This window comes from Microbacterium sp. KKR3/1 (assembly GCF_021272365.1).
GTDB classification, from domain to species: Bacteria; Actinomycetota; Actinomycetes; order Actinomycetales; family Microbacteriaceae; genus Microbacterium; species Microbacterium aurugineum.
On record NZ_JAJSDW010000001.1, the window covers coordinates 2,403,652 to 2,424,333 of the forward strand.

21 protein-coding genes are annotated in these 20,682 nt (G+C 68.7%); 17 read left to right on the forward strand and 4 right to left on the reverse strand.

Features of this window, described 5'->3' with window-relative positions; translation table 11 throughout:
* Positions 1-11 precede the first annotated feature (11 nt).
* From LVJ59_RS11475 to LVJ59_RS11520, 10 genes are all read left to right on the forward strand, one after another.
* A complete protein-coding gene (locus LVJ59_RS11475; protein WP_232763098.1) occupies positions 12-1,172 on the forward strand; it encodes an ABC transporter substrate-binding protein in 1,161 nt (386 codons plus the stop codon).
* 2 nt (positions 1,173-1,174) lie between these two features.
* Positions 1,175-3,046 (forward strand): iron ABC transporter permease, encoded by a 1,872-nt coding sequence (locus LVJ59_RS11480; RefSeq protein WP_232763099.1) that lies wholly within the window; start codon positions 1,175-1,177, stop codon positions 3,044-3,046.
* A gap of 185 nt (positions 3,047-3,231) precedes the next feature.
* On the forward strand, positions 3,232-4,224 hold the full coding sequence (locus LVJ59_RS11485; RefSeq protein ID WP_232763100.1) for a TIGR03557 family F420-dependent LLM class oxidoreductase: 993 nt from the start codon (positions 3,232-3,234) through the stop codon (positions 4,222-4,224).
* The gene (gene cofE / locus LVJ59_RS11490) at positions 4,221-5,036 is read left to right on the forward strand and encodes a coenzyme F420-0:L-glutamate ligase (RefSeq protein ID WP_232763101.1); all 816 of its coding nucleotides are present in this window, start codon (positions 4,221-4,223) and stop codon (positions 5,034-5,036) included. Before LVJ59_RS11485 ends, cofE begins: the two co-directional genes overlap by 4 nt.
* Positions 5,033-6,046 (forward strand): glucose-6-phosphate dehydrogenase (coenzyme-F420), encoded by a 1,014-nt coding sequence (gene fgd, locus LVJ59_RS11495; RefSeq protein WP_232763102.1) that lies wholly within the window; start codon positions 5,033-5,035, stop codon positions 6,044-6,046. Before cofE ends, fgd begins: the two co-directional genes overlap by 4 nt.
* Positions 6,047-6,056: 10 nt before the next feature.
* Entirely contained in the window at positions 6,057-6,728 is a 672-nt protein-coding gene (cofC, locus tag LVJ59_RS11500) for a 2-phospho-L-lactate guanylyltransferase (RefSeq protein ID WP_232763103.1), read from the forward strand.
* The gene (gene cofD / locus LVJ59_RS11505) at positions 6,725-7,738 is read left to right on the forward strand and encodes a 2-phospho-L-lactate transferase (protein ID WP_232763104.1); all 1,014 of its coding nucleotides are present in this window, start codon (positions 6,725-6,727) and stop codon (positions 7,736-7,738) included. Before cofC ends, cofD begins: the two co-directional genes overlap by 4 nt.
* A 112-nt stretch (positions 7,739-7,850) precedes the next feature.
* Positions 7,851-8,129 (forward strand): hypothetical protein, encoded by a 279-nt coding sequence (locus LVJ59_RS11510; protein ID WP_232763105.1) that lies wholly within the window; start codon positions 7,851-7,853, stop codon positions 8,127-8,129.
* Positions 8,126-8,482 carry a hypothetical protein gene (locus LVJ59_RS11515; RefSeq protein ID WP_232763106.1) on the forward strand — a complete coding sequence of 119 codons (357 nt, stop codon included), beginning with the start codon at positions 8,126-8,128 and terminating at the stop codon, positions 8,480-8,482. The genes LVJ59_RS11510 and LVJ59_RS11515 overlap by 4 nt, the downstream gene beginning before the upstream one ends.
* A 148-nt stretch (positions 8,483-8,630) precedes the next feature.
* Positions 8,631-9,074, forward strand: a complete 444-nt coding sequence (locus tag LVJ59_RS11520; RefSeq protein ID WP_232763107.1) for a hypothetical protein — start codon at positions 8,631-8,633, stop codon at positions 9,072-9,074.
* 12 nt (positions 9,075-9,086) lie between these two features.
* On the opposite strand, the gene LVJ59_RS11525 is transcribed toward LVJ59_RS11520, so the two are convergent.
* From LVJ59_RS11525 to LVJ59_RS11535, 3 genes are read right to left on the reverse strand one after another with little or no spacing between them, the layout of a single operon-like run.
* On the reverse strand, positions 9,087-9,899 hold the full coding sequence (locus tag LVJ59_RS11525; protein WP_232763108.1) for an ABC transporter ATP-binding protein: 813 nt from the start codon (positions 9,897-9,899) through the stop codon (positions 9,087-9,089).
* Positions 9,896-10,969, reverse strand: a complete 1,074-nt coding sequence (locus LVJ59_RS11530) for a putative F420-0 ABC transporter permease subunit (protein ID WP_232763109.1) — start codon at positions 10,967-10,969, stop codon at positions 9,896-9,898. The genes LVJ59_RS11525 and LVJ59_RS11530 overlap by 4 nt, the downstream gene beginning before the upstream one ends.
* Complete coding sequence (locus LVJ59_RS11535; protein WP_232763110.1) at positions 10,966-11,946, reverse strand: putative F420-0 ABC transporter substrate-binding protein; 981 nt, start codon at positions 11,944-11,946, stop codon at positions 10,966-10,968. Before LVJ59_RS11535 ends, LVJ59_RS11530 begins: the two co-directional genes overlap by 4 nt.
* 230 nt (positions 11,947-12,176) lie before the next feature.
* On the opposite strand from LVJ59_RS11535, the gene LVJ59_RS11540 reads away from it, so the two are divergent.
* Genes LVJ59_RS11540 through LVJ59_RS11565 form a run of 6 tightly spaced genes read left to right on the forward strand, consistent with a single transcriptional unit; the run spans position 12,177 to position 18,049 of the window.
* Complete coding sequence (locus LVJ59_RS11540; RefSeq protein ID WP_232763111.1) at positions 12,177-13,142, forward strand: alpha/beta hydrolase; 966 nt, start codon at positions 12,177-12,179, stop codon at positions 13,140-13,142.
* A complete protein-coding gene (locus LVJ59_RS11545) occupies positions 13,139-14,545 on the forward strand; it encodes a dihydroorotase family protein (RefSeq protein WP_131493184.1) in 1,407 nt (468 codons plus the stop codon). The genes LVJ59_RS11540 and LVJ59_RS11545 overlap by 4 nt, the downstream gene beginning before the upstream one ends.
* Position 14,546: 1 nt before the next feature.
* Positions 14,547-15,521, forward strand: coding sequence for an LLM class flavin-dependent oxidoreductase (locus LVJ59_RS11550; protein WP_131493186.1), 975 nt, complete (start codon positions 14,547-14,549; stop codon positions 15,519-15,521).
* Between the two features lie 40 nt (positions 15,522-15,561).
* Entirely contained in the window at positions 15,562-16,389 is an 828-nt protein-coding gene (locus LVJ59_RS11555; RefSeq protein WP_232763112.1) for an ABC transporter ATP-binding protein, read from the forward strand.
* Entirely contained in the window at positions 16,386-17,219 is an 834-nt protein-coding gene (locus tag LVJ59_RS11560) for an ABC transporter permease (RefSeq protein ID WP_232763113.1), read from the forward strand. The genes LVJ59_RS11555 and LVJ59_RS11560 overlap by 4 nt, the downstream gene beginning before the upstream one ends.
* Positions 17,216-18,049, forward strand: coding sequence for an ABC transporter permease (locus LVJ59_RS11565; RefSeq protein WP_131493192.1), 834 nt, complete (start codon positions 17,216-17,218; stop codon positions 18,047-18,049). The genes LVJ59_RS11560 and LVJ59_RS11565 overlap by 4 nt, the downstream gene beginning before the upstream one ends.
* A 347-nt stretch (positions 18,050-18,396) precedes the next feature.
* On the opposite strand, the gene LVJ59_RS11570 is transcribed toward LVJ59_RS11565, so the two are convergent.
* Entirely contained in the window at positions 18,397-19,473 is a 1,077-nt protein-coding gene (locus LVJ59_RS11570; RefSeq protein WP_232763114.1) for an ABC transporter substrate-binding protein, read from the reverse strand.
* Positions 19,474-19,666: 193 nt separating this feature from the next.
* Here LVJ59_RS11570 and LVJ59_RS11575 point away from each other — a divergent pair, with 193 nt between their 5' ends.
* A complete protein-coding gene (locus LVJ59_RS11575; protein WP_232763115.1) occupies positions 19,667-20,671 on the forward strand; it encodes an alcohol dehydrogenase catalytic domain-containing protein in 1,005 nt (334 codons plus the stop codon).
* Positions 20,672-20,682: the final 11 nt, after the last annotated feature.

The window sequence follows — 20,682 nt, forward strand, 5'->3', positions numbered from 1 at the left end:
ACATTCAGATCATGAAGAGAACACTGGGAGCGACCGCCGTCGTGGCGGTCTTCGCACTCGCGCTGAGCGGATGCAGCACGCCGAGCGAAGCCACCGGGGGCGACAGCGCCCTGAAGGGCGACGCCGCCGAGGCCGTCTGCGACGCCGTCGAGATCGGAGCGATCACGCGCTGCGAGAACTTCTACGACGACTACTGGCCGGAGATCGACAAGCAGCTCGACACCCTCTACGAAGAGGCGAAGAAGGCCGATGGCGGCACGCTGGTCATCTGGGACTGGTACGAGCTGGCGCCCGAGGTGATCGCGCAGTTCAACGAGCGCTTCCCCGACATCAAGGTCGAGACCCGGGGTCTGACCTACAACCTGTCCTCGGCGATCATCTCGGCCAAGGCCACCGGTGCCCGCAACACCGACGTGGTGTCCGGTTCGATCACCTCGATGGCGGCCATGTACGACGAGGGGTTCTGGGAGAAGGTCGACTGGGAGAGCTTCGGCGTCCCCGCGGAGTACCTGACCATCGGTGCGCCCGAGCTCATGCCCGACAGCATCAACGGCACCCTCATGCAGTACAACACCGAGAAGGTCGAGTCGGTGCCCGAGACGCTCGACGGTCTCCTCGACCCCGAGTACAAGGACAAGGTGTCGGTCGCCGGCTACAACGCGGTGGTCTTCGCCGGATACGGGATGGCCGAGGGGGAGGACAAGATGGTCGACCTGATCGGCGACCTCATGTCGTCCGGCAACCTGAAGCTGCTCGAGGATCAGGGCGCTCCGCTGTCGAGCGGTGACGTGCCGATCGCCCTCAACCAGACCCTCTTCAACCCGAACCCGGCGCTCCAGGTCTCGCCGTTCGAGCACGCCGGCGTCTGGGCGCAGTTCTCCGGTGTGAATTCCGACGCCAAGAACAAGCCGGGCGCGGCGCTGTGGACCCTGTGGAACGCGTTCGACCCGGACTGGATCGAGCTCCGCATGACGGACGAGCGCTTCGCCAGCACCCAGGTGCCGTTCGCCGGGCTTCCCGCTGCGACGTTCGCCGAGGCCACCGGGCTCATGAAGACGAACTCCGACGCACTGCTGCTCGGCCTCGAGAACGGGGCCGAGACCGAGACGCAGGCCACTCGTGACGATTGGCAGGCCATGATCAACGCCGCCGACAAGGCGCTGAACGGATAACGATGTTCCAGGCAGGACGGACCACGGGGCGAAAGCGTCCCACCACGATGACGATCGCGATGATCGTCTCGGGCGCGGTCATCTTCATCCTTCTCGCGGTACCGCTGATCGTCCAGGTGATCACCGCGTTCCGTGGTCCGTTCCTGCCCTTCGGCGTCTCGTCGGCGAAGTGGGGCGTCGAGAACTTCGTCACCCTGTGGCAGCTGCGCGAGGACTTCTGGGGTGTGCTCGGCGCGACCGGCGCGTTCGTCGGCGGCTCGACGCTCCTCACGCTCCTGATGGCTTTCGGCCTCGCCTGGGTCACGGTGCGCACGGATGCGCCGTGGCGTCGCCTCATCTCGGTGCTGGTGATCGTGCCGTACATCATCCCGCCGATCGTGAAGGCACAGGCCTACCTGCTGATGCTCTCGCCCGAGTCCGGGGTGCTCAACCAGCTGCTGCGGTTGCTCCCGTTCGCGAGCGACGTGCCGATCGATCCGTACGCCTTCCCGACGATGATCTTCATCCAGGCGCTCACGAACGTCACCTTCCCCTACCTGATGATCGTGCCCATCCTGACGAACATGGACGGCTCGCTCGAAGAGTCCGCGCGGGTGTCCGGGGCCTCCTGGCCGCAGACGCTGCGACGGGTGACCCTGCCGATGCTCTGGCCGGGCCTGCTCGGGGTGACCGTGCTCACCTTCATCCTCGGTCTCGGCAGTCTCGAGGTTCCGCTGCTGTTCGGTCAGGAGTCCGGGCGCAACATCTTCGCCCTCAAGCTCTGGACGCTCATCAGCTCCAACGCGGGCGAGCTGCCGCAGTACGGCCTGGCCGCCGCGTGGGGACTCGTGTTCCTGGTGATCACCACCATCGCCTTCGCGGTCTATCTCCGCGCGACCCGCAATGCCGAGCGCAGGGCATCGGTCTCGGGCAAGGGCTTCCGGCCGTCGACCATGCGGATGGGGCCGTGGAAGATCCCGGTCATGCTGCTGGTCGCCGTGTTCGTGCTGCTCACGGGCATCCTCCCGCTGCTCGCCCTGCTGTGGGCGGCGATCACGCCCTATCCGGTGGCGTTCTCGATCGATGCGATGCTCGGCAGCACCGACTTCGGTGCGTTCGGGGTGGTGCTCGCGGATCCGGAGTTCTGGGTGTCGCTGGGACGCACGGTCCTCATCGCGGGCGGCAGCGCCACGATCGCGGTCGTGTTCGCCACGGTCCTCGCCTACGGCATCGCTCGTAGCAAGAAGACCGGCTGGGTGAAGGCTCTGGACCTGTTCGCCTCGTCGTCGGTCGCTATCCCCGCGACCATCGCCGGCTTCGCGATGTTCCTCACCTTCATGGTGATCAACCCCTACATCCCGATCGCGGGAACCCTCCTGGCGCTGGTGATCGCCTACTCGTATCGGGTGTCGATCGCCTACCGTTCGTCGTACAGCGCGACCCTGCAGATCCGGCCCGAGCTGGAGGAGGCCGCGCTCACCAGCGGGGCGAGTCGCTTCGAGGGGTTCCGCCGCATCATCGCTCCGTTGCTGATGCCCACCGTGATGGCCGTGTGGATCCAGATGTTCATCCTCGGCACCAACGAGTTCACGCTTCCCGCGTTCCTGGCCACCCCGTCATCCCGTCCGCTGTCGATGTACATCTACGCGATGATCAACCCGCGCTCCGCACAGCTCTATGCACCGGACCAGGGCGCCGCGATGGCGCTGATCTTCACGCTGATGGTGTTCGCGATCGGATACGGCCTGCAGTGGGCGCTGTCTCGTCGCGCGATCGGTCGGACCCGCAAGGCGGTCGGTGCCGGTCTTCCCGACCTCGCGACCCCTCCGGCCCTCGCTGCGGATTCCGCGACCGCAACCCTGGCCGTCCAGTCCCGCCCCCGCCCCCGCCCCTGACCCCGCCCCCCGTCCCCCTTCCCGCCCGCCCCCGTCCCGCCCGCCGCGCTGTTGCGGGATCGAAAACGCGCCTCAGGGCGGGTCCGGAGGCGCGTTTTCGCACTTCGACGCGGCCCGGAAGCTCACACGCTTGACTTTTGGATCCAGTATCCATTCAATGGAGACAGAGAGGCGAGGAGGCCGACATGCACATCGGATACGCCGCGATGCTCGAGCAGGTCGAGCCGACCGCCGCGATCGAGAACTGCGTCCTCGCCGAGGCGCACGGGTTCCGCGGGATCATGGCCACCGACCACTTCCAGCCCTGGTTACCTCGCCATCGCAACGCCGCGCACGTGTGGACGATGCTCGGCGCGATCGGCGCCCACACCACCGGCGACCTCGGTCCCGGTGTCACGACCCCCGGTTTCCGCACGCACCCCGCGGTCGTCGCGCAGGCCGCAGCGACCCTTGCGGCGCTCTACCCCGGTCGTGCCTGGCTCGGCGTCGGTTCGGGGGAGGCGCTGAACGAGCACATCGTCGGCGGCTACTGGCCGGAGCCCGCCGAGCGGATTGACCGCATGTTCGAGGCCGTCGACCTGATCCGCAAACTCTTCACCGCCTCCCTCGCCGGGCGTGACGCGCGCCATCGGGGTGAGCACTTCCGGATGGAGACCACCCGGCTGTGGACGATGCCGCCCACCGCGCCGCCGGTCTACATCGCCACCGCGGGGCCCGCCACCGCACGTCGTGCCGGCCGCAATGCCGATGGGCTGATCACGACTTCCGCCGAGGTCGAACGCCTCGAACCCCTGCTCGCGCGGTTCGCCGAGGGTGCACGGGAGGCGGGCCACGATCCCGACGTTCTCCCGAAGGTGCTCCAGCTCCGCCTCTCCTGGGCGCCGACCGAGGAGCAGGCGCTCGCGAACGCGCTGTCGGAGTGGCCGATCGCGGGTCTCCGGATGCGCCGAGGCGACGTGCGCTCGCCGTATGACTTCGAACAGCTGGTGCGCGGGGTGACGGCGGAGGACCTGCGCGCGTCGATGCTGATCTCCGCGGACCCCGACGTGCATCGGGCGCAGATCCAGCGCTATGCCGACCTCGGCTTCACGCGCATCTACCTGCACAACGTCGGCCCCGACCAGAGGTCGTTCCTCGAGGTGTTCGGTCGAGACGTCCTTCCGAAGGTGCACGCATGAGCGCCCCCGCGATCACCGTCTTCGCCCTCACCGGCATGGGCGAGGTGCAGCCCGGTGACGACCTCGTGGCCTTGATCCTCGACACCGGCGTCGAGCTCGCGCACGGCGACATCCTCGTGGTCACCTCCAAGATCGTGTCCAAGGCCGAGGGCTGCTACGTGCAGGCCGCCGACCGCGAGGAGGCGATCACCGCCGAGACCGTGCGCCTCGTCGCCTCTCGCACCGCCGACGGCCACACCATGCGCATCGTCGAGAACCGCCTGGGGATGGTCGCCGCGGCCGCCGGTGTCGATGCCAGTAACACTCCCGACGGCTGGGTACTCCTGCTCCCCGAAGACCCCGACCGTTCGGCGCGGACGCTCGCTGCCGGCCTGCGTGCGGCCACGGGGGCGGAGGTGGGGGTGATCCTGAGCGACACCCTCGGGCGTCCCTGGCGAGAGGGACAGACCGACGTCGCGATCGGTGGCGGAGGCGTGCGGATGATCGCCGACCTCCGCGGCACGACCGATCAGGCGGGCAAGGTGCTCAGTGTCACGACCCCGTGCCTCGCCGACGAGCTGGCTGCGGCTTCCGACCTCGTCAAGGGCAAGGCGAGCGGCAACCCGGTCGCCGTGGTGCGCGGACGCCCCGATCTCGTCGGTCCCCTCACCCTGCCCGGTGCGTCGAGCATCGTGCGCCCCTCGGAGCGCGACCTCTTCTGGCTGGGCACCGCCGAAGCACTCGACCAGGGGTACCGCGACGGCTATGCCGCCGCCCTGGCCGCCGTCCACGCACACGAACCGCACGAACACGAACAGAAGGATGCGACATGACACTGACCCTCGGATACAAGGCCAGCGCGGAGCAGTTCGACCCCCGTGAGCTCGTCGAGATCTCGGTGGCGGCGGAGGCGCACGGCATGCAGTCCGTGTTCGCCAGCGACCACTTCCAGCCCTGGAGACACACCGGCGGGCACGCCCCGTTCTCCCTGACCTGGATGGCGGCGGTCGGCGAGCGCACGTCGAGCATCCGCATCGGCACCTCGGTGCTGACTCCGACCTTCCGCTACAACCCGGCCGTGCTCGCGCAGGCGTTCGCGAGCCTGGGCTGCCTGTACCAGGACCGGATCATCCTCGGGGTCGGCTCCGGTGAGGCGCTGAACGAGATCGCGACGGGCTTCCGCGGCGCGGGGGAGCAGGAGTGGCCCGAGTTCAAGGAGCGCTATGGGCGACTGCGGGAGTCGGTGCGCCTGATGCGGGCGCTCTGGTCCGGGGACCGGGTGAACTTCGACGGTGAGTACTACTCGACGCACGACGCCTCGATCTACGACCGGCCCGAGGGCGGTATCCCGATCTACATCGCCGCAGGCGGGCCGATGGTCGCGCGCTACGCCGGGCGCGCGGGCGACGGCTTCATCTGCACCTCGGGCAAGGGACGCGAGCTCTACGTGGACCAGCTGCTCCCGGCGGTGGCGGAGGGACTCGAGCAGGCCGAGCGCTCGAGCGACACCTATGACCGGATGATCGAGATCAAGCTGTCCTATGAGGAGACGCGCGACGCGGCACTGGAGAACACCCGCTTCTGGTCGCCGCTGTCGCTCTCGAAGGAGCAGAAGCACGACATCACCGATCCGGTCGAGATGGAGAAGGCCGCCGACGCGCTGCCGTTGGAGACGATCGCGAAGCGCTGGATCGTCGGGAACGACCCGGATGCGGTGGCCGCCGAGATCCAGCAGTACATCGACTGGGGCTTCAACCACCTGGTCTTCCATGCGCCGGGTCATGACCAGCGGCGTTTCCTGCAGCTCTTCGAGCGCGACATCGCGCCCCGACTGCGCGGCTGAGGACGCCGACATGCTCCGCGGTGGTGGTGTCGGGCCCTCGGTGCCGGGGGCGCCCGTGCGTGAGTGGGTGGTCGTGATCCCGGTCAAGCGGGCCGAGATCGGGAAGTCGCGCCTGCGACTGCCGGGGGTCGAGCGCGAGCCGCTCGCTCGGGCGATAGCGCTGGACACCGTCGAGGCCGCCGCGGCCTGTGAGCGGGTCGCCGAGGTCATCGTCGTGACGAGCGACGAGATCACGGCGACCGCGCTCCGCGTGCTGCCCCGCGTGCGGGTCGTGCGGGACCGGGGAGAGGGGTTGGGCGCGGCGATCGCGCTCGGCGTGAGCGCGGCGCCGGATGCTCGTCCGCGGGCCGTGATGCTCGGTGACCTCCCGGCGCTGCGCCCAGATGAACTGGCCAGGGCACTCGCCTTCGCGTCTTCGCATCCTCGGGCGTTCGTTCCGGATGCGGAGGGGACGGGCACCGTGCTCGCGACCGCCCGGGCGGGCTTCGAGCTGCGCCCGTGTTTCGGCGATCGCTCGGCCGTCGCCCATCACGAGGCCGGCTTCGCGGAGGTCGGGTTCCCGGTGCTGAGCGGACTGAGGCGTGACCTCGATCATGCCGAGCACCTCCGTGCGGCACGCCGCGCCGGTCTCGGGCCGCGGACCGCGGCGCTCGTGGATCGGCCCCTGGTGCTGGCGTCATGACAGTCCCCGCGGCACCACGCGTCGTGGTACTCGCCGGCGGTGTCGGCGGATCGAAGTTCGTCGTCGGCGTGCGAGAGGCTGCGCGCCGACGTTGGCCCGACGGGGAGGGGGGCACCCGCGCCCGGATCACGGTGATCATCAACACCGGTGACGATCTGTGGCTCAGCGGTCTGCGCCTGCAGCCGGACGTCGACTCGATGATCTATGCCCTCGCCGGGGTGAACGATACCGGGCGGGGGTGGGGCCGAGCCGGAGAGAGCGAGCGAGTGGCAGCGGAGCTGGGAGCCTGGGGGGCCGGCTGGCCGTGGTTCACACTGGGGGATCTCGACCTCGGAGCGCATGTCGCGCGCACGGGGTGGCTTCATGGGGGTGCGACGGTCACCGAGGTCGTGGGTCGTCTCGCCGGGCGCTGGCCGCTCGGTGTCCGGTTGCTCCCGATGACGGACTCCGAGGTCGACACGCACGTGACGACCGACCAGGGGCGCATGCACTTCCAGGAATGGTGGACGCGGCATCGGGCCGGTCTCCCGGCGCAGGGCTTCGACTGGCCGGGCATCGAGCGGTCCGCGCCCGCGCCCGGGGTGCGGGAGGCTCTGGCGGAGGCGGACGCTGTGCTCTTCGCGCCCTCGAACCCCGTGGTCTCCCTCGGCCCCATCCTCGCCGTCCCCGGGATCGCCGAGGCGGTGCGTTCCTGTCCCGGAGCGGTGGTCGGGGTTTCCCCGATCATCGCCGGCGCTCCGGTGCGGGGGATGGCCGATGCGTGTCTCGCCGCGGTCGGAATCCCCGCTGCCGCCGATGCGGTCGGGCGCCACTACGGTGCGCGAACATCCGGGGGTCTGCTCGATGCGTGGGTGATCGCCGAAGAGGATGCCGCGCTCGCCCCCGCGCTCGAGGCCGAGGGGATTTCCGTCCCGGTTCGTCCGCTCTGGATGCGCGACCGCGGCACCGCCGCCGCGCTCGCCGGAGCCGTGCTCGACCTGGTCGACGAGGTTCGGAGGACGCGGGACTAGGTCCTGATGTGCCTGTCCACACCTCATCCAACGCTGCCTATCGGTTCGGGCGTGCGTCTCGGTCCATTTTATCGGCTTACTTTATTGGCTCGGATTGGATAAGATCGAGGCCGTGGCACCATCCTGGGCGAAGTCGGCGGGCAAGCACGGTGTCGATCGTCGAGATGTCATGTATGCGCTCCTGCATCCGAACTATGTTCGCGACATGGAGGACAACGGTGACGGCACGGTCAACCGGCTCTTCATCGGTCCCGAGCACGGACAGACCGAGCGCGAGCTTGAGGTGATCGTGCGGGTGGCTGTGGACGGTTCCGGACGAGAGGCGGTCATCTTTCACGTCATGCAGTTGGGGCCGGCGATCCGGCGATACCGAGAGGAGAATCCGGAATGAGTGGGAAGAACATCGATTACGACGCGTTGAGCGATCGCTATGCGGACCCGGACGCGACGTTCACGGCCGTAGGTCCCGCGCTGACCGGCGAGGCGGCCGCTGCCGCTGGCCGTGAGTTCGCGATCGCCGAGTACGGATCGGTCGAGGCAATGGAGGGCGAGATTCGCCGGGGCCGTCCCCGCATCGGTGCGGAGCCCCAGCGTGCGGCGACGGCGCGCACAGTGCGAGCCACGCTCTCCGATCGGGACTGGGAGGCGTTCGAGCAACTGCGTGCACAGAGGGGTGCGCGACAAGCAGAACTGGTCCGTGAGGCCGTGCACCAGTACCTCGTGGGCCAGCGACTGGCCGGGTGATTCCGCCCCCGGACCTTAGACGTTCGGCGAGAGATCTGGACGAAAGTCGCCAATATATCGGCGTAATGAGACGTGCCCTCGACCCGTCTCATTAGTGGGAGCAATGCTCGGCCGATCACGGTGCGAGCTCATCGGGCGGAGGGGCCTCATGAACGGACGAAACGGAGTGACTCAGCTCTTCGAGGAGCTGGAAGTCGAATGCGGCGCAAGTGTGGAGTGCATCACGGACCGGGTGTCGGTCCTGCAGGGGGTGGACATCGAGGTCGAGCTGCTCGGCGAGGGGGAGTGGGCGTGCATCGCGCCCTTCGTGCTCGTGTACGGTGATCGCGCGCGGATCCTCCTCCGGGAGTCCGACCCGCGGTGGTACCGGCTGCACGTCGTGGTCCACCAACTGGCGCATCTGCTCTGCGGGCACACGCAATGCGCGGCGCTGCCCATGTCGTTCGAGGGGTCGCCGGATCCGAAGCCGGCCGACCGTCTCACCCACGAGCTCCTGCACCGGCAGGAAGCAGAGGCGGAAGAGATCTCCCGGCGGCTGAGCGCGTTCGTCCTCGCTGCGGACTCCGCGCCGTCGCGCGCTCTGCTCGTCTAGTCCAGGCGATCGTCACCGTCCCAGGACGGGAACCGGCGCCTCATCGAACACGATCAGGGGGCGATCGCTGTCCGGTCGGGAGAGGACCACGGCGTCGACGTTCCACACCCGGGCGATGAGCTCGCGGGTGAGGACCTCCTGTGGCGACCCGGCCGCCTGCACATGACCGTTCGCGACGACCACGATCCGATCGGCGAAGGCCGCCGCATGGTTCAGGTCGTGCAGTGCCGCGAAGACGGTCATCCCGTCCCCGGCGAGTGAGCGCAGCAGCGTGAGGGCGTCGAGCTGGGCGCGGATGTCGAGATGGTTCGTCGGTTCGTCGCACAGCAGAAGTGCCGGACGCTGCGCCAGGGCCCTGGCGAGGTTCACGCGCTGACGCTCGCCGCCGGAGAGGGTCGCCGCATCGCGGTCGGCGAACGCGAGGGCACCGGCACGGCGCAGTGCCGTCTCTGTGGCCGCGGCGTCCGTCGCCTCGCTCTCGAACGACAGCCAGCCCCGGTGCGGAAGGAGCCCGAGTGCGACGATGTCGCGTCCTGTCATTCCCTCGGCCGCCGACCACTCCTGCTCCACCAGGGCCACCCGCTGCGCGCGCTCCCGGCGCTTCATCGTCAGGAGCGAGTCCCCGTGCAGGCAGGCGGACTCGACCTCGCCGCGCAGCGTGCCGGCGATCAGTCGCAACAGCGTGCTCTTGCCCGAACCGTTCGGGCCGAGCAGAGCGGTCACCGCCCCGCCCGGCGCGGTGAGGTGCATCCCGTCGAGGATGAGCCGATCGTCGCGACGGAAGCGGATGCGCCGCGCGTCGAGCCCGTCTCGGTGATCGGTCATGTCCGGTTCCTCCGCATCCGCAGCATCAGCAGCGCGAACACCGGTCCGCCGATGAGTGCGGTCACGATTCCGACCGGGAGCTCGCGCGGTTCGAACACGGTGCGGGCGATGGTGTCGGCCCAGATGAGGAACACCGCCCCGGCGAGGAACGAGACCGGCAGCAGCGCGCGATGCCGGGCGCCGACGACCGCGCGCACCGCGTGCGGGAGGATCAGCCCGACGAATCCGATCGAGCCGCTGACCGCGACCAGCGCACCGGTCAAGAGGGCCGTGCAGAGGAAGAGGAGCACCCGCATCCGGGTGACCGGCACGCCCAGGGCTTCGGCGGCGGTGTCCCCGAGCGTGAGACTGTCGAGCGGACGGGCCGACGCCAGCAGGGGGACGGCGCAGACGAGCACGGCGACACCGGCCAAGGTCGCATCCGCCCAGTCCGCGCCGCCGAGTGAGCCGAGCAGCCAGCTGAGGATCTCGCGGTAGCTGTCGTTCGTCGCACTCCAGAAGATCACCAGGCTGGTCAATGCGGCGAGCACGGCCGACACCGCGAGACCTGCGAGCACGACGGCGGTCGGTCCCGCGGAGCCGGCGGCGCGGGCAAGGGCGAGCGTCAGCACGAGAGCGAGCACCGCACCGGCGAAGGCCGCGAACGGCAGCGCCACCGCGGCGCCCAGGACGATCACGATCACCGCCCCTGTGGACGCGCCTGACGACAGCCCGAGCAGATACGGATCGGCGAGCGGGTTGCGGGTGAGTGCCTGCATCACAGCACCGCAGAGGGCCAGACCACCACCGACGGCGGCCGCCGTGAGCACGCGGGGCACGCGTCCCTCCCAGATGATCGCGTCGCGGATCGGGGTGAGGCCGCTGGCCGCCCCGGTCAGGTGCGACCACACGCTCGCCAGGAGCTCCCCGGGGGTGATGTCGGCCGGTCCGATCGCGACGGCCGCGATCACGGTGGCGGCGAGGGCGGGCAGCAGCACGGCGATGGCAGAGACCGCGCGCCGCCGTCTCGGCTGGGCGGTCGATGTCGCCGCGACCGGGACCGCCGCCCGCAACGGGACAGTGACGCTCATCGTTCTCCGAGCTGGGTCACGATCGACTCCACGGCGTCGACGTTGCGGATCCCCGCCTCGGTGGCGGGGAAGTCGACGATCACGAACCGTTGGTTCTGCACGGCGTCGAGCTCGGATGTGACCGGGTTCGACGTGAGCAGCGCGATCTTGGACTCCGCGGTGTTCCACGCGGCATCCACCAGCACGATCACGTCGGGGTCGGCCTCGGCGATCAGCTCCCAGGAGCTCGACGTCCAGGTGTCGTGCACGTCGGCGAACACGTTGTCGAGGCCGGCTGCCGACATGATCATCTGCGGTGCCCCGATGCCCGCACCGACGAAGGGCTGGTCCGTGCCCGAGGAGTACCAGAGCGCCGTGAGTCCGCGGTCGTCCGGGGCGATCTCGTCGAGGGCGGCGCGCTGCTCCGCGATCAGCGCGGACGCGGCATCCTGCTCGCCGAGCAATTGGCCAGCCTCGGCGAAGCCGTCGAAGACGGCGTCGAAGGTGAGCGGGTCGGGCATGTAGCCCGGCGCCTTGCAGGCGGCGGGCGCGACGTAGGTGGTGATGCCGAGCTTCTGCAGGTCGGCGCGCTCGCCGGCACCGTCGACCGAGAAGTTCGACTCCCACCCGGCGAACACCAGGTCGGGCTCGAGCTCGAGCACAGCCTCCTTCGACGGCACCTTGTCGGAGACGACGTCGATGCCCTCCGCGCTCGCTGCGAGATCGTCCGGCAGGGGCCCGTCGGAGAAGGCGGAGCCGATGATGCGGTCGCCGGCGCCGAGCGCCAGGGCGAGCTCGAGTGTCGAGGACTTGATGGTGAGGATCCGCTGCGGGGCGGCCTCCACCGGCACCTCGGTGCCGCAGTTGTCGAGGACGAGGGGTTTCGGATCGGCGGCAGCGGCGGGGGCTGCGGGAGCGCCGTTGCATCCGCTCAATCCGGCGGCGACGAGGAGGGCGAGGAGCGGGGTGGCGGCGAGGGCGCGGGTGGTGGCAGGCATGGTTCTCCGGAAGACGAGGAAGGGAAGGGCGCAAGCGAGAGCACGTTCGCAGTCCAAGTCGGGACCACCGGCGTCGGCCAATCGGGTCGACGCGATGCGGTCATGCTAGCGCGGATTCTGGATCCAAATCAATACTGGATTCTGGATCCAAAATGGGTGATGATGGGAATCGCCCCACCGCAGCGGCGCAGATCGCCGATCGCGACGCCGCGTTCAGCCGAGAGGAACCCATGCAGACCACACCCGTCTCGTACTTCAGCGAGGGTCAGCGCATCTCCGCCGTGTGGCGCACCCCCGATCACGCGGGCCCCTACCGTGCGCTCGTGCAGGGGCCGGGCTGGCTCGGGCTCAAAGATGCCAAGCTCTACGTCCGCTATCACGAAGCCCTCGTCCAGGCGGGCTTCGCCGTGCTCGTGATCGACTACCGCGGTTTCGGCGACTCCGAGGGCGACCGCGGCTACCTGTCCCCGGCCTGGCAGCTCGAGGACCTCGTGAACGCCGTGACCTACCTCACCACGCGCGAGGACGTGATCGCCGACGCGATCGGGGTGTTCGGAACGGGCGGGACGGGAGGTGGCAACGCCGTGCTCCTGGCCGACGCCGACCCGCGCATCAAGGCCGCTGTGAGCCAGGTGCCCGTCGCCGACGGTGAGGACTGGCTGCACCGCATGCGCAGCGAGTACGAATGGCTCGACTTCCAGAACTCCCTCGCCGAAGACCGCCGTCTGCGCGTCACCGAGGGGAAGGGGCGGATCGTGCACCCCCGCGAGGAGATCATGATCCCCACGGCCGAACGTCGCGCCACCACGATCAAGGCCGATGTCGACGACCGCATCCCGACGGCCGTCCCGCTCGCGTGCGCCGAGGGCATCCTCGCCTACCGGCCCATCGAAGCGGCGTCCCGTCTGACCACGCCGCTGCTCGTGATCGGCGTCGAAGGCGATGCGACCACGCCGACCGACCACGCCGAAGCGCTGTACGAGGCCGCGCGCGGCCCGAAGCAGCTCATCATGCAGCGGCACACCACCCACTACGCCGCCTACGACGCCTACTGGGAGCAGACCACTCCGGTGATCGTCGAGTGGTTCGACCGGTACGTGCGGCCGGCGCATCTCATCCACCGGTCGTCGCCGTCGCCTGCGGTCGGCGAGTCCATCACCACAGAATCCGTCAGCAAAGAGGAGGTCGCGCGATGAGCGTGGATCTGAAGATCACCGGTGGCACCGTCGTCACCCCCGCAGGGCCGGTGCAGGCCGACCTGCTCGTCGCCGACGGCAAGGTCGCCGGCATCGTCGCGGGAGGCACCGAGATCCCGGCCGCCCGCACGATCGATGCCGCGGGAAAGCTCGTGCTCCCCGGAATGGTCGACGTGCATGTGCACACCCGCGAACCCGGTTACGAGCACAAGGATGACATCTACACGACGAGCCTGCAGGCTGCGGCCGGCGGCGTCACCACGATGTTCGGGATGCCGAACCTCAAGCCGCCGACGACCGACGTCGCGACGCTGACCGACGTGTTCCGCCGGTACGAGGAATCATCGATCGTCGACTGGAACCACAACCCCGCGCCGACGAAGTTCGACGAGATCGCCGGCATGAGCGAGATGGGGATCCGGGCGTACAAGATCTACATGGTCGTCGACACCGGCCGCGACTATCCGCACCCCTCCGGTACCGGCATCCACAACCACGGGCACCTGCTCGAGATCATGGATCACATCGCCCAGACCGGCAAGCGCTTCATCGTGCACCCGCACGACCAGGCGCTCATGGATTACATCGAGGGCGCCTACCTCGCCCGTGGCGAGAACACCCCGGAGGGCTACGCCTCGGCCTACGCGGCTCGCGAGGGCGTGATCTGGGACACCGCGATCGACGTCGTGCTGCGTCTCGCCGAGGCCTCCGGTTGCCCCGTGCACATCGCGCACATCCAGACCCGACGCTCGATCGAGGCCGTGCGCCGTGCCAAGCAGAACGGCATCGACGTCACCTGCGAGGTCAACCACTGGGCACCGTTCCTGTCGACGTGGAATGACGTCGAGACACTCGGACCGTACGCGCTCAGCTACTGGGTGCCCGACGACAACCGCGCCGCCGTCTGGGAGGGCATGCGTGACGGGACGATCGACATCGCCGCGAGCGACCACGCCCCGCACACCCGCGAGGAGAAGGAGGTCGGGTGGACCAAGATGTGGAGTTCGCACACCGGCACGCCCGGCATCCAGTACTACTACGAGCTCATGCTCGACGCCGTGAACAAGGGTGAGCTCGACCTGCAGCGCGCGATCGACATGGTCGCCCACATCCCCGCCGCCAAGTTCGGCCTGGAAGGGGTCAAGGGATCTCTCACCATCGGGGCGGACGCCGACATCGTGATCGCCGACCTCTCCGAGGAGTGGACCATCACCAACGACGGCGTGCTGTCGAAGATCGGCTGGACCCCGTATGACGGACGCACCATCAGTGCCCGCATCCAGCGCACCCTCGTGCGCGGCGTCGACGTCTACGTCGGCGACGAGGTCACGGGCGACCGCACATTCGGAAAGCTCGCCGCATCGGCGGAAGACAGGGCGGCGTTCGCCGCGGAAGGGAACTGACATGAAATTCGGACTGCTGCTGCCGCACTTCGGCGAGGAAGCGAGCAAGGAGAAGCTCCTGGAGGGATCGAAGCTCGCCGAGAGCTTCGGATTCGACTCCGTCTGGGTGCGCGACCACCTGGTCTTCGAACCGCACGGGGAGATGGAGAAGCCGAACCGCACGTTCTACGACGCGCTGACCACCCTCACCGCCATCGGCGCCGTCACCGAGAAGATCGAGCTCGGCACCGGATCGCTGATCCCGTTCCGTCACCCGCTGGTCACGGCGCTCATGGCGGGGACGATGACGCAGCTGCTCGGCCCGCGCCTGATCCTCGGCTTCGGCGCCGGAACCTTCGACCACGAGTTCGAGGCGATCGGCTGGGGCGACCTGGACCGCGTCGAGATGGTGCGTTCGAACGCCGAGATCCTGCGCCGGGTCTTCACCGAGAACGACGTCACCTACGACGACGGGATCTTCTCGTTCGAGAACGTCACCATCGAGCCGAAGCCCGTGGGAGGACGCATCCCGTTCTGGTACTGCGGCGCCACCCCGCGCTCGGCCCGTCTCGCGGCGGAGTTCGCCGACGGGTGGATGCCCGGGCGCACCGGACTCCTCACGATGGAGAAGCGCATCCAGACCATGCGCGAGATGACCGACGAGAACGGCCGACCGATGCCGACCGTCGCCGTCATCCCGCCGACCTCGATCGAGGACACGCGCGAGGAGGCTTTGAAGCACGTGAACATCCCAGGGCTTCTCGCCTGGGCGAACAAGGCCAAGTTCGCGGTGAAGCCGCCGTCCGGCAGCTTCGAAACCGTCGAAGACCTCGAGGGCCAGCTCATCGTGGGTGACCCCGACCAGGCCGTCGAGCAGATCCGGCGGTTCGAGGAGGTCGGCACCGAGCACCTCGTGTTCGACTTCCGGTTCAAGTTCGATCGGTTCTTCGAGCAGATCGAACTCCTCGGCACCGAGGTGCTTCCTAAGCTGCGATAAGCCGCGCACCGACGCGCGGCGATGAGACGAGAGGTCGACGATGACTGACGTGAACCACACCGTACGGGACTCGGCGGATCCGCTGATCTCGGTCACCGGGCTCTCGGTGAGCTATGACGTCGCGCGGACGGGGAAGAAGCTGATCGCCATCGAGAACGTCGACCTCGACGTGTTCGAGGGCGAGTTCATCACGGTGCTCGGCCCGTCGGGGTGCGGCAAGACGACGTTCATGAACGTCATCGCCGGCCTCGTCGCGCCGAGCACCGGATCCGTCCTCGTCGATGGGCAGCAGGTCGAGGGGCCAGGGCCGGACAGGGCCGTCGTCTTCCAGGACTACGCGCTCCTGCCCTGGCGCTCCGTGTTCGACAACGTGAAGTTCGGACTCGAGATGCAGAAGGGCCTGCGCACCGCCGACTGGCGGGCGAAGGTGCAGGAGGCCATCGACATGGTCGGCCTCAAGGGGTTCGAGTCCTCGTATCCCCGAGAGCTCTCCGGCGGCATGCAGCAGCGTGTCGGCCTCGCCCGCGCGTTCGTCGCCGAGCCGCGCATCCTGCTGATGGACGAGCCGCTCGGTGCCGTCGATGCCCTGACCCGCGAGGTGATGCGCGACGAGATCGAGAAGCTCATCGAGGCGACGGGCAAGACCGTCCTCTTCATCACGCACTCGATCGAGGAGGCGATCCTCCTGGGCGACCGCATCGTCGTCTTCAAGAGCCACCCCGGGGCGATCAAGGAGATCATCACGACCGACATCCCGCGCCCGCGCTCGGAGCGTTCGGTGCAGCACGACCCACGTTTCCTCGAACTCCGCGACCACCTCTGGGAGGCGCTGGAAGGGGAGGCGACGGCGGCGGCGGTGTCGAAATGACCGCGCTCCTGGCCACCGGTCCGAATCTCGGCAGGGGTGGTGTCGCCGCCTGGCTCGCCGGGCTGAGCGCGAGGGGCAAGGCCGCCGTCATCGCGGTCGAGGTCGTGATCCTCCTCGTGCTGTGGCAGTTGGTGGTGGGTGTGCTCGGGTGGATCAGCCCGGTCTTCCTCCCTCCGCCCCTGGCCATCGCGCAGGGGTTCGGTGAGATCGTGGCCAACGGATCACTCGCCGCCAACGCCGGTGTCTCGGCGCAGGCATGGCTGACCGGTTTCGCGCTGGCCGTGGTCGTCGGCATCCCGGTCGGACTCCTCATGGGCACCTCGCTCCCGGTCGATCGGGTGATCGGGCCGATCGCCTGGACGATCTACGCCACGCCGTCGATCGCGTATCAGCCGCTCGCGAAGGCCTGGTTCGGCTTCGGGATCGGTCCGGTGATCTTCCTCGTGACGATCAGTGCGATCTTCCCGATCCTGCTCAACGTCGCCGCCGGTATGCGCACCACGAACCCCTCCATCATCCGTGCCGCGCGCGTGTACGGCGCGGGACGGATGCGGCTGTACCGCTCGGTCTACCTGCCGTCGACGATCCCGTTCCTGTTCGCGGGCCTCCGGCAGGCGGTGGTGCTCGCCACGATCGGCATGGTCGTGGCGGAGCTCGCCGGTTCTTCGAGCGGCATGGGCGCACTCATCATCCGCGCCTCGAACACGTATCAGACCGATCAGGCGTTCGCGGCGATCGCGGTCGTCGTGCTGTGGAGCGTGGGGATGACGCAGGTGGTCACGGCCATCGAACGCGGCGTCGCACCGTGGACGAGGAAGGGCAAGCGATGAGCGTGGTCTCGGCAACCGGAACGGTCCGAATCGTGCGGCCACGGCGCGTGGTGCGCTCCGGGGAGGGCAGGTGGACGCTGCTCCTGATCGGCGTCGTCGCCGCGGTGCTGCTCCTCTGGGAGGCGGTGGTCAGCTGGTTCCAGTGGATACCCGCCGCGTTCCTGCCGGCCCCCAGTGCGATCGCCGTCGCGTTCGGTCAGCTCATGGTCGACCCGGAGTTCTGGTCGGCGTTCGTGTTCAGCGTCACGAACCTCCTGATCGGCCTCGCCATCGCGATCGTCGTCGGCGTGGTCGTGGGGCTCGCGGTCGGCTGGTCGCCGGTGCTGCGCTTCATGGTCGCGCCGTTCCTGTGGGTGCTGTACTCGACCCCCAAGGTCGCGTTGGCCCCGCTGTTCATCCTCGGACTCGGGCTGGGCAGCGAGTCGAAGATCGCCCTCGTGATCCTGCTCGCCGTCTTCCCGATCCTGCTGAACACGATGGAGGGTGCGGTCACCGTGAACCCATCGCTCGTCAACGCGGCACGGGTGTACGGCGCCAAGGGGATCGGACTCGGCTGGAAGGTGATCTTCCCCGCCACGCTTCCCTACAGCCTCTCCGGGATCCAGCGCGGTGCTGCGCTCGGCTTCACGGGAGAGGTTCTCGGTGAGTTCCTCGGCGGGACCGGCGGCCTCGGCCACCTGCTGGAGTTCGCCGCCTATCAGTTCCGGATGGATGAGGCGATCGCGATGGTCGTGGTGATGGTCATCATCGCGAACCTCACGCTGCTGCTCATCTCGGTTCTCCGGCGCCGGCTCGCGCCCTGGTACGACGAGCGCAAGATCGTCGGCTGATCCGCCACTTCGACTCCCGGTCCCCGTCTCATGCGCGACGGGGGCCGGGTCTTTCGTCGCGTCGTCCGCCTCTTTCGTGCTGCGGGATCAAAACCGCACCTGAGACACACCTCGAAGGTGCGCTTTCCGTCCCGCAACCTGCAGGTGCGAGCCCCGGGTGCGAGCCCCGGGTGCGCGGCCCGGGTGCGCGCCCCGGGCGCGGCTCGCCGCACACGCGAAGAGGCCCCACCGCCATGCGCAACGGTGGGGCCTCTTCGTGTGACGGGTGCCGAAAGCTGCTCCCGTCGCGATATGTCACGCCAAACAGCGAGGTAGCGTGCGTTTTCGCGACGGGAACAGTCTGTCGGTCACGGGTAGGGCAGTGTCGCCGGTCCTGCGTTGTCGAGGCCGAGGAGCTCCTGAGCCTTGAACAGGTACGCCAGCTGAGCGTCGTCGAAGTCGAGCGGCTCGAGCTTCTGCGTCTCGATGGTGGTGTCCCACGCCTCGCCGTCGAAGTACAGGTTCGGGCAGGCGAGGTGTCCGTCGAGGATCCAGACGCTGTCCGACTCACGCAGTTCCGCGACGTCGAAGTCGTTGGCCTCGTAGATGTCCAGCGCCTCCTCCGCGTTCTCGGGGAACTCGCCGGGCGCGGGAGCCGTCATGAAGTCGGTGCCCTTGAGCGTGGCGCGCAGGAACCGGACCAAGGTGTTCGGATTCTCCTGCGCCCACTGGGTGCCGGCGATCTGCACGTCGTTGGCCCAGTTGCGCAGCGACTCGACGACGATGTTCGCACCGTGTTCCTCGAGGGCGGCGCGATCATCGGCGTAGAAGGGCTGCAGCGAGATCTTGTCGTTGACGAAGAACTCCGTCCACGATTCCGACCCGGGGCCGGGGTAGACGACCTCGGTGTTGACGGACGAGACGTCCCAGCCCTCCTCCTTGAGCACCTGGGCTCGCTGGAACTCGGCCGGATCGCCGGGGGTGCCCGCCAGCACGATGGAGGTGCCGTCGAGGTCCTCGACGCTCTCGATGTCGGACTGCACCGCGAAGTCGAAGTTCTGCCGGCAGTAGTGCCCGGAGACCAGGTCGATCTCGACGCCGCCGCGGATGGCGTCGATCACGGTGCCGGTGGATTCGACGCCGATGTCGGCACTGCCGCTGGCGACGGCGGCGGTGACGTTGTCGGCGGTGATGACCTCGACGGTGAGGCCCTCCTCCTCGTAGTAGCCGAGATCCGTCGCGAGGACGTACATCGAGTACATCGTGATGTCGGGGAAGGGGATCGCCACCGTGATGTCGGTGTCTTCGGCGGCTCCGGGTTCGCCGTCGCCGAGCTCGACGGGGCCTTCCGGTGTCGGTGTCGGCGAGGCGCAGGCGGCGAGCAGCATCAGTGCTGCTGTGCCGCCGACCACGGCGAGGCCGAGTCTGTTTCGTGTCGTGCGCATGACTCTCCATTCGGGCAAGTGCGTGCGACTCCTCCGTGGAGTGGGGCGCCTCACGCGGATTTTGGGATACGGTATCCAATTTGAGTTCCGGTGTCCATGGTTTGCGGGATATCGTGCTCGAACAGGGTCTAGACGCCTGCGATGAAAATTGGATACAGTATCCGAAACAGATTCCCGCGATGAAGAGGTGAAGATGCGAGCTGCCGTGCTGAGCCGCCATGACCTGGACGGCCTGACCGTCGCGGAGACGGCTGTGCCGACGCCCGGCACCGGCGAAGTGCTCGTGCGTGTCGACACCGTCGGGGTGAATCAGCTCGACCTCAATGTCATCGCCGGAACCGGGCCGGGCGCGCAGGCACAGCTGCCGCGCATCCTCGGGATCGATCCTGCCGGCGAGATCGTCGCAGTCGGAGCGGGTGTCGATCCGGAGCGCGTCGGCCAGGCCGTCGTGGTCAAGCCCAACATCGCCTGCGGTGTCTGTGCGCACTGCCAGGCAGGAGATGAGGCCGACTGCCCGCGTCAGGCCGTCGTCGGCGTGCATCGCGACGGGGGAGCAGCGGAGTTCGTCGTCACCCCCGCCCGCAACGCGATCGACCGTCGGGGCCTCGACGCCGCGCAGGCGACCGCCGTCGTCCACAGCGCGTCCATCGTGATCAACGCCGTCCGCACTGTCGCACTCACGGCTGGCGAGCGGGTGCTCATCACGGGTGCCGGTGGGACACTCGGCCGCGCGGCGGTCGCGATCGCCCTCGCGCGCGGCGCGGACGTCGTCGCCGCGTCTCGCCGTGCCCTCACGGCGCTCGGCGAGGAGCAGATCATCCAGGCTCAGGATGCTGCGGCTCTGGCCTCTGCGGTGAGCGGGGGAGAGGGCTTCGACGTCGTCCTCGACGTGTCCGGGCACGCTCCGACGTTGAGCGCCGGGATCTCGGCCCTGCGGTGGGGAGGCAGAGCCGTGTTCTGCGCCGCCTCCGTCGACAGCGATCTGCGCATCGATGCTCGCGACTTCTACCTGCGCCGCAAGCGGCTGGCCGGCGTGGCCAGTGCCCGCTACGACGATGTGGCTGAGGCGCTCGCACTCGCGGCTGCCGGTGCGCTGCCCTCGCTCGTCGGCAGCCGCTACGCGTTCGACGACGTCGCCACGGCGTATCGCGACTTTCCCCGCAAGGGCGAGGGGAAGGTCATCGTCGATGTGCGATGACCGCCCTCGGT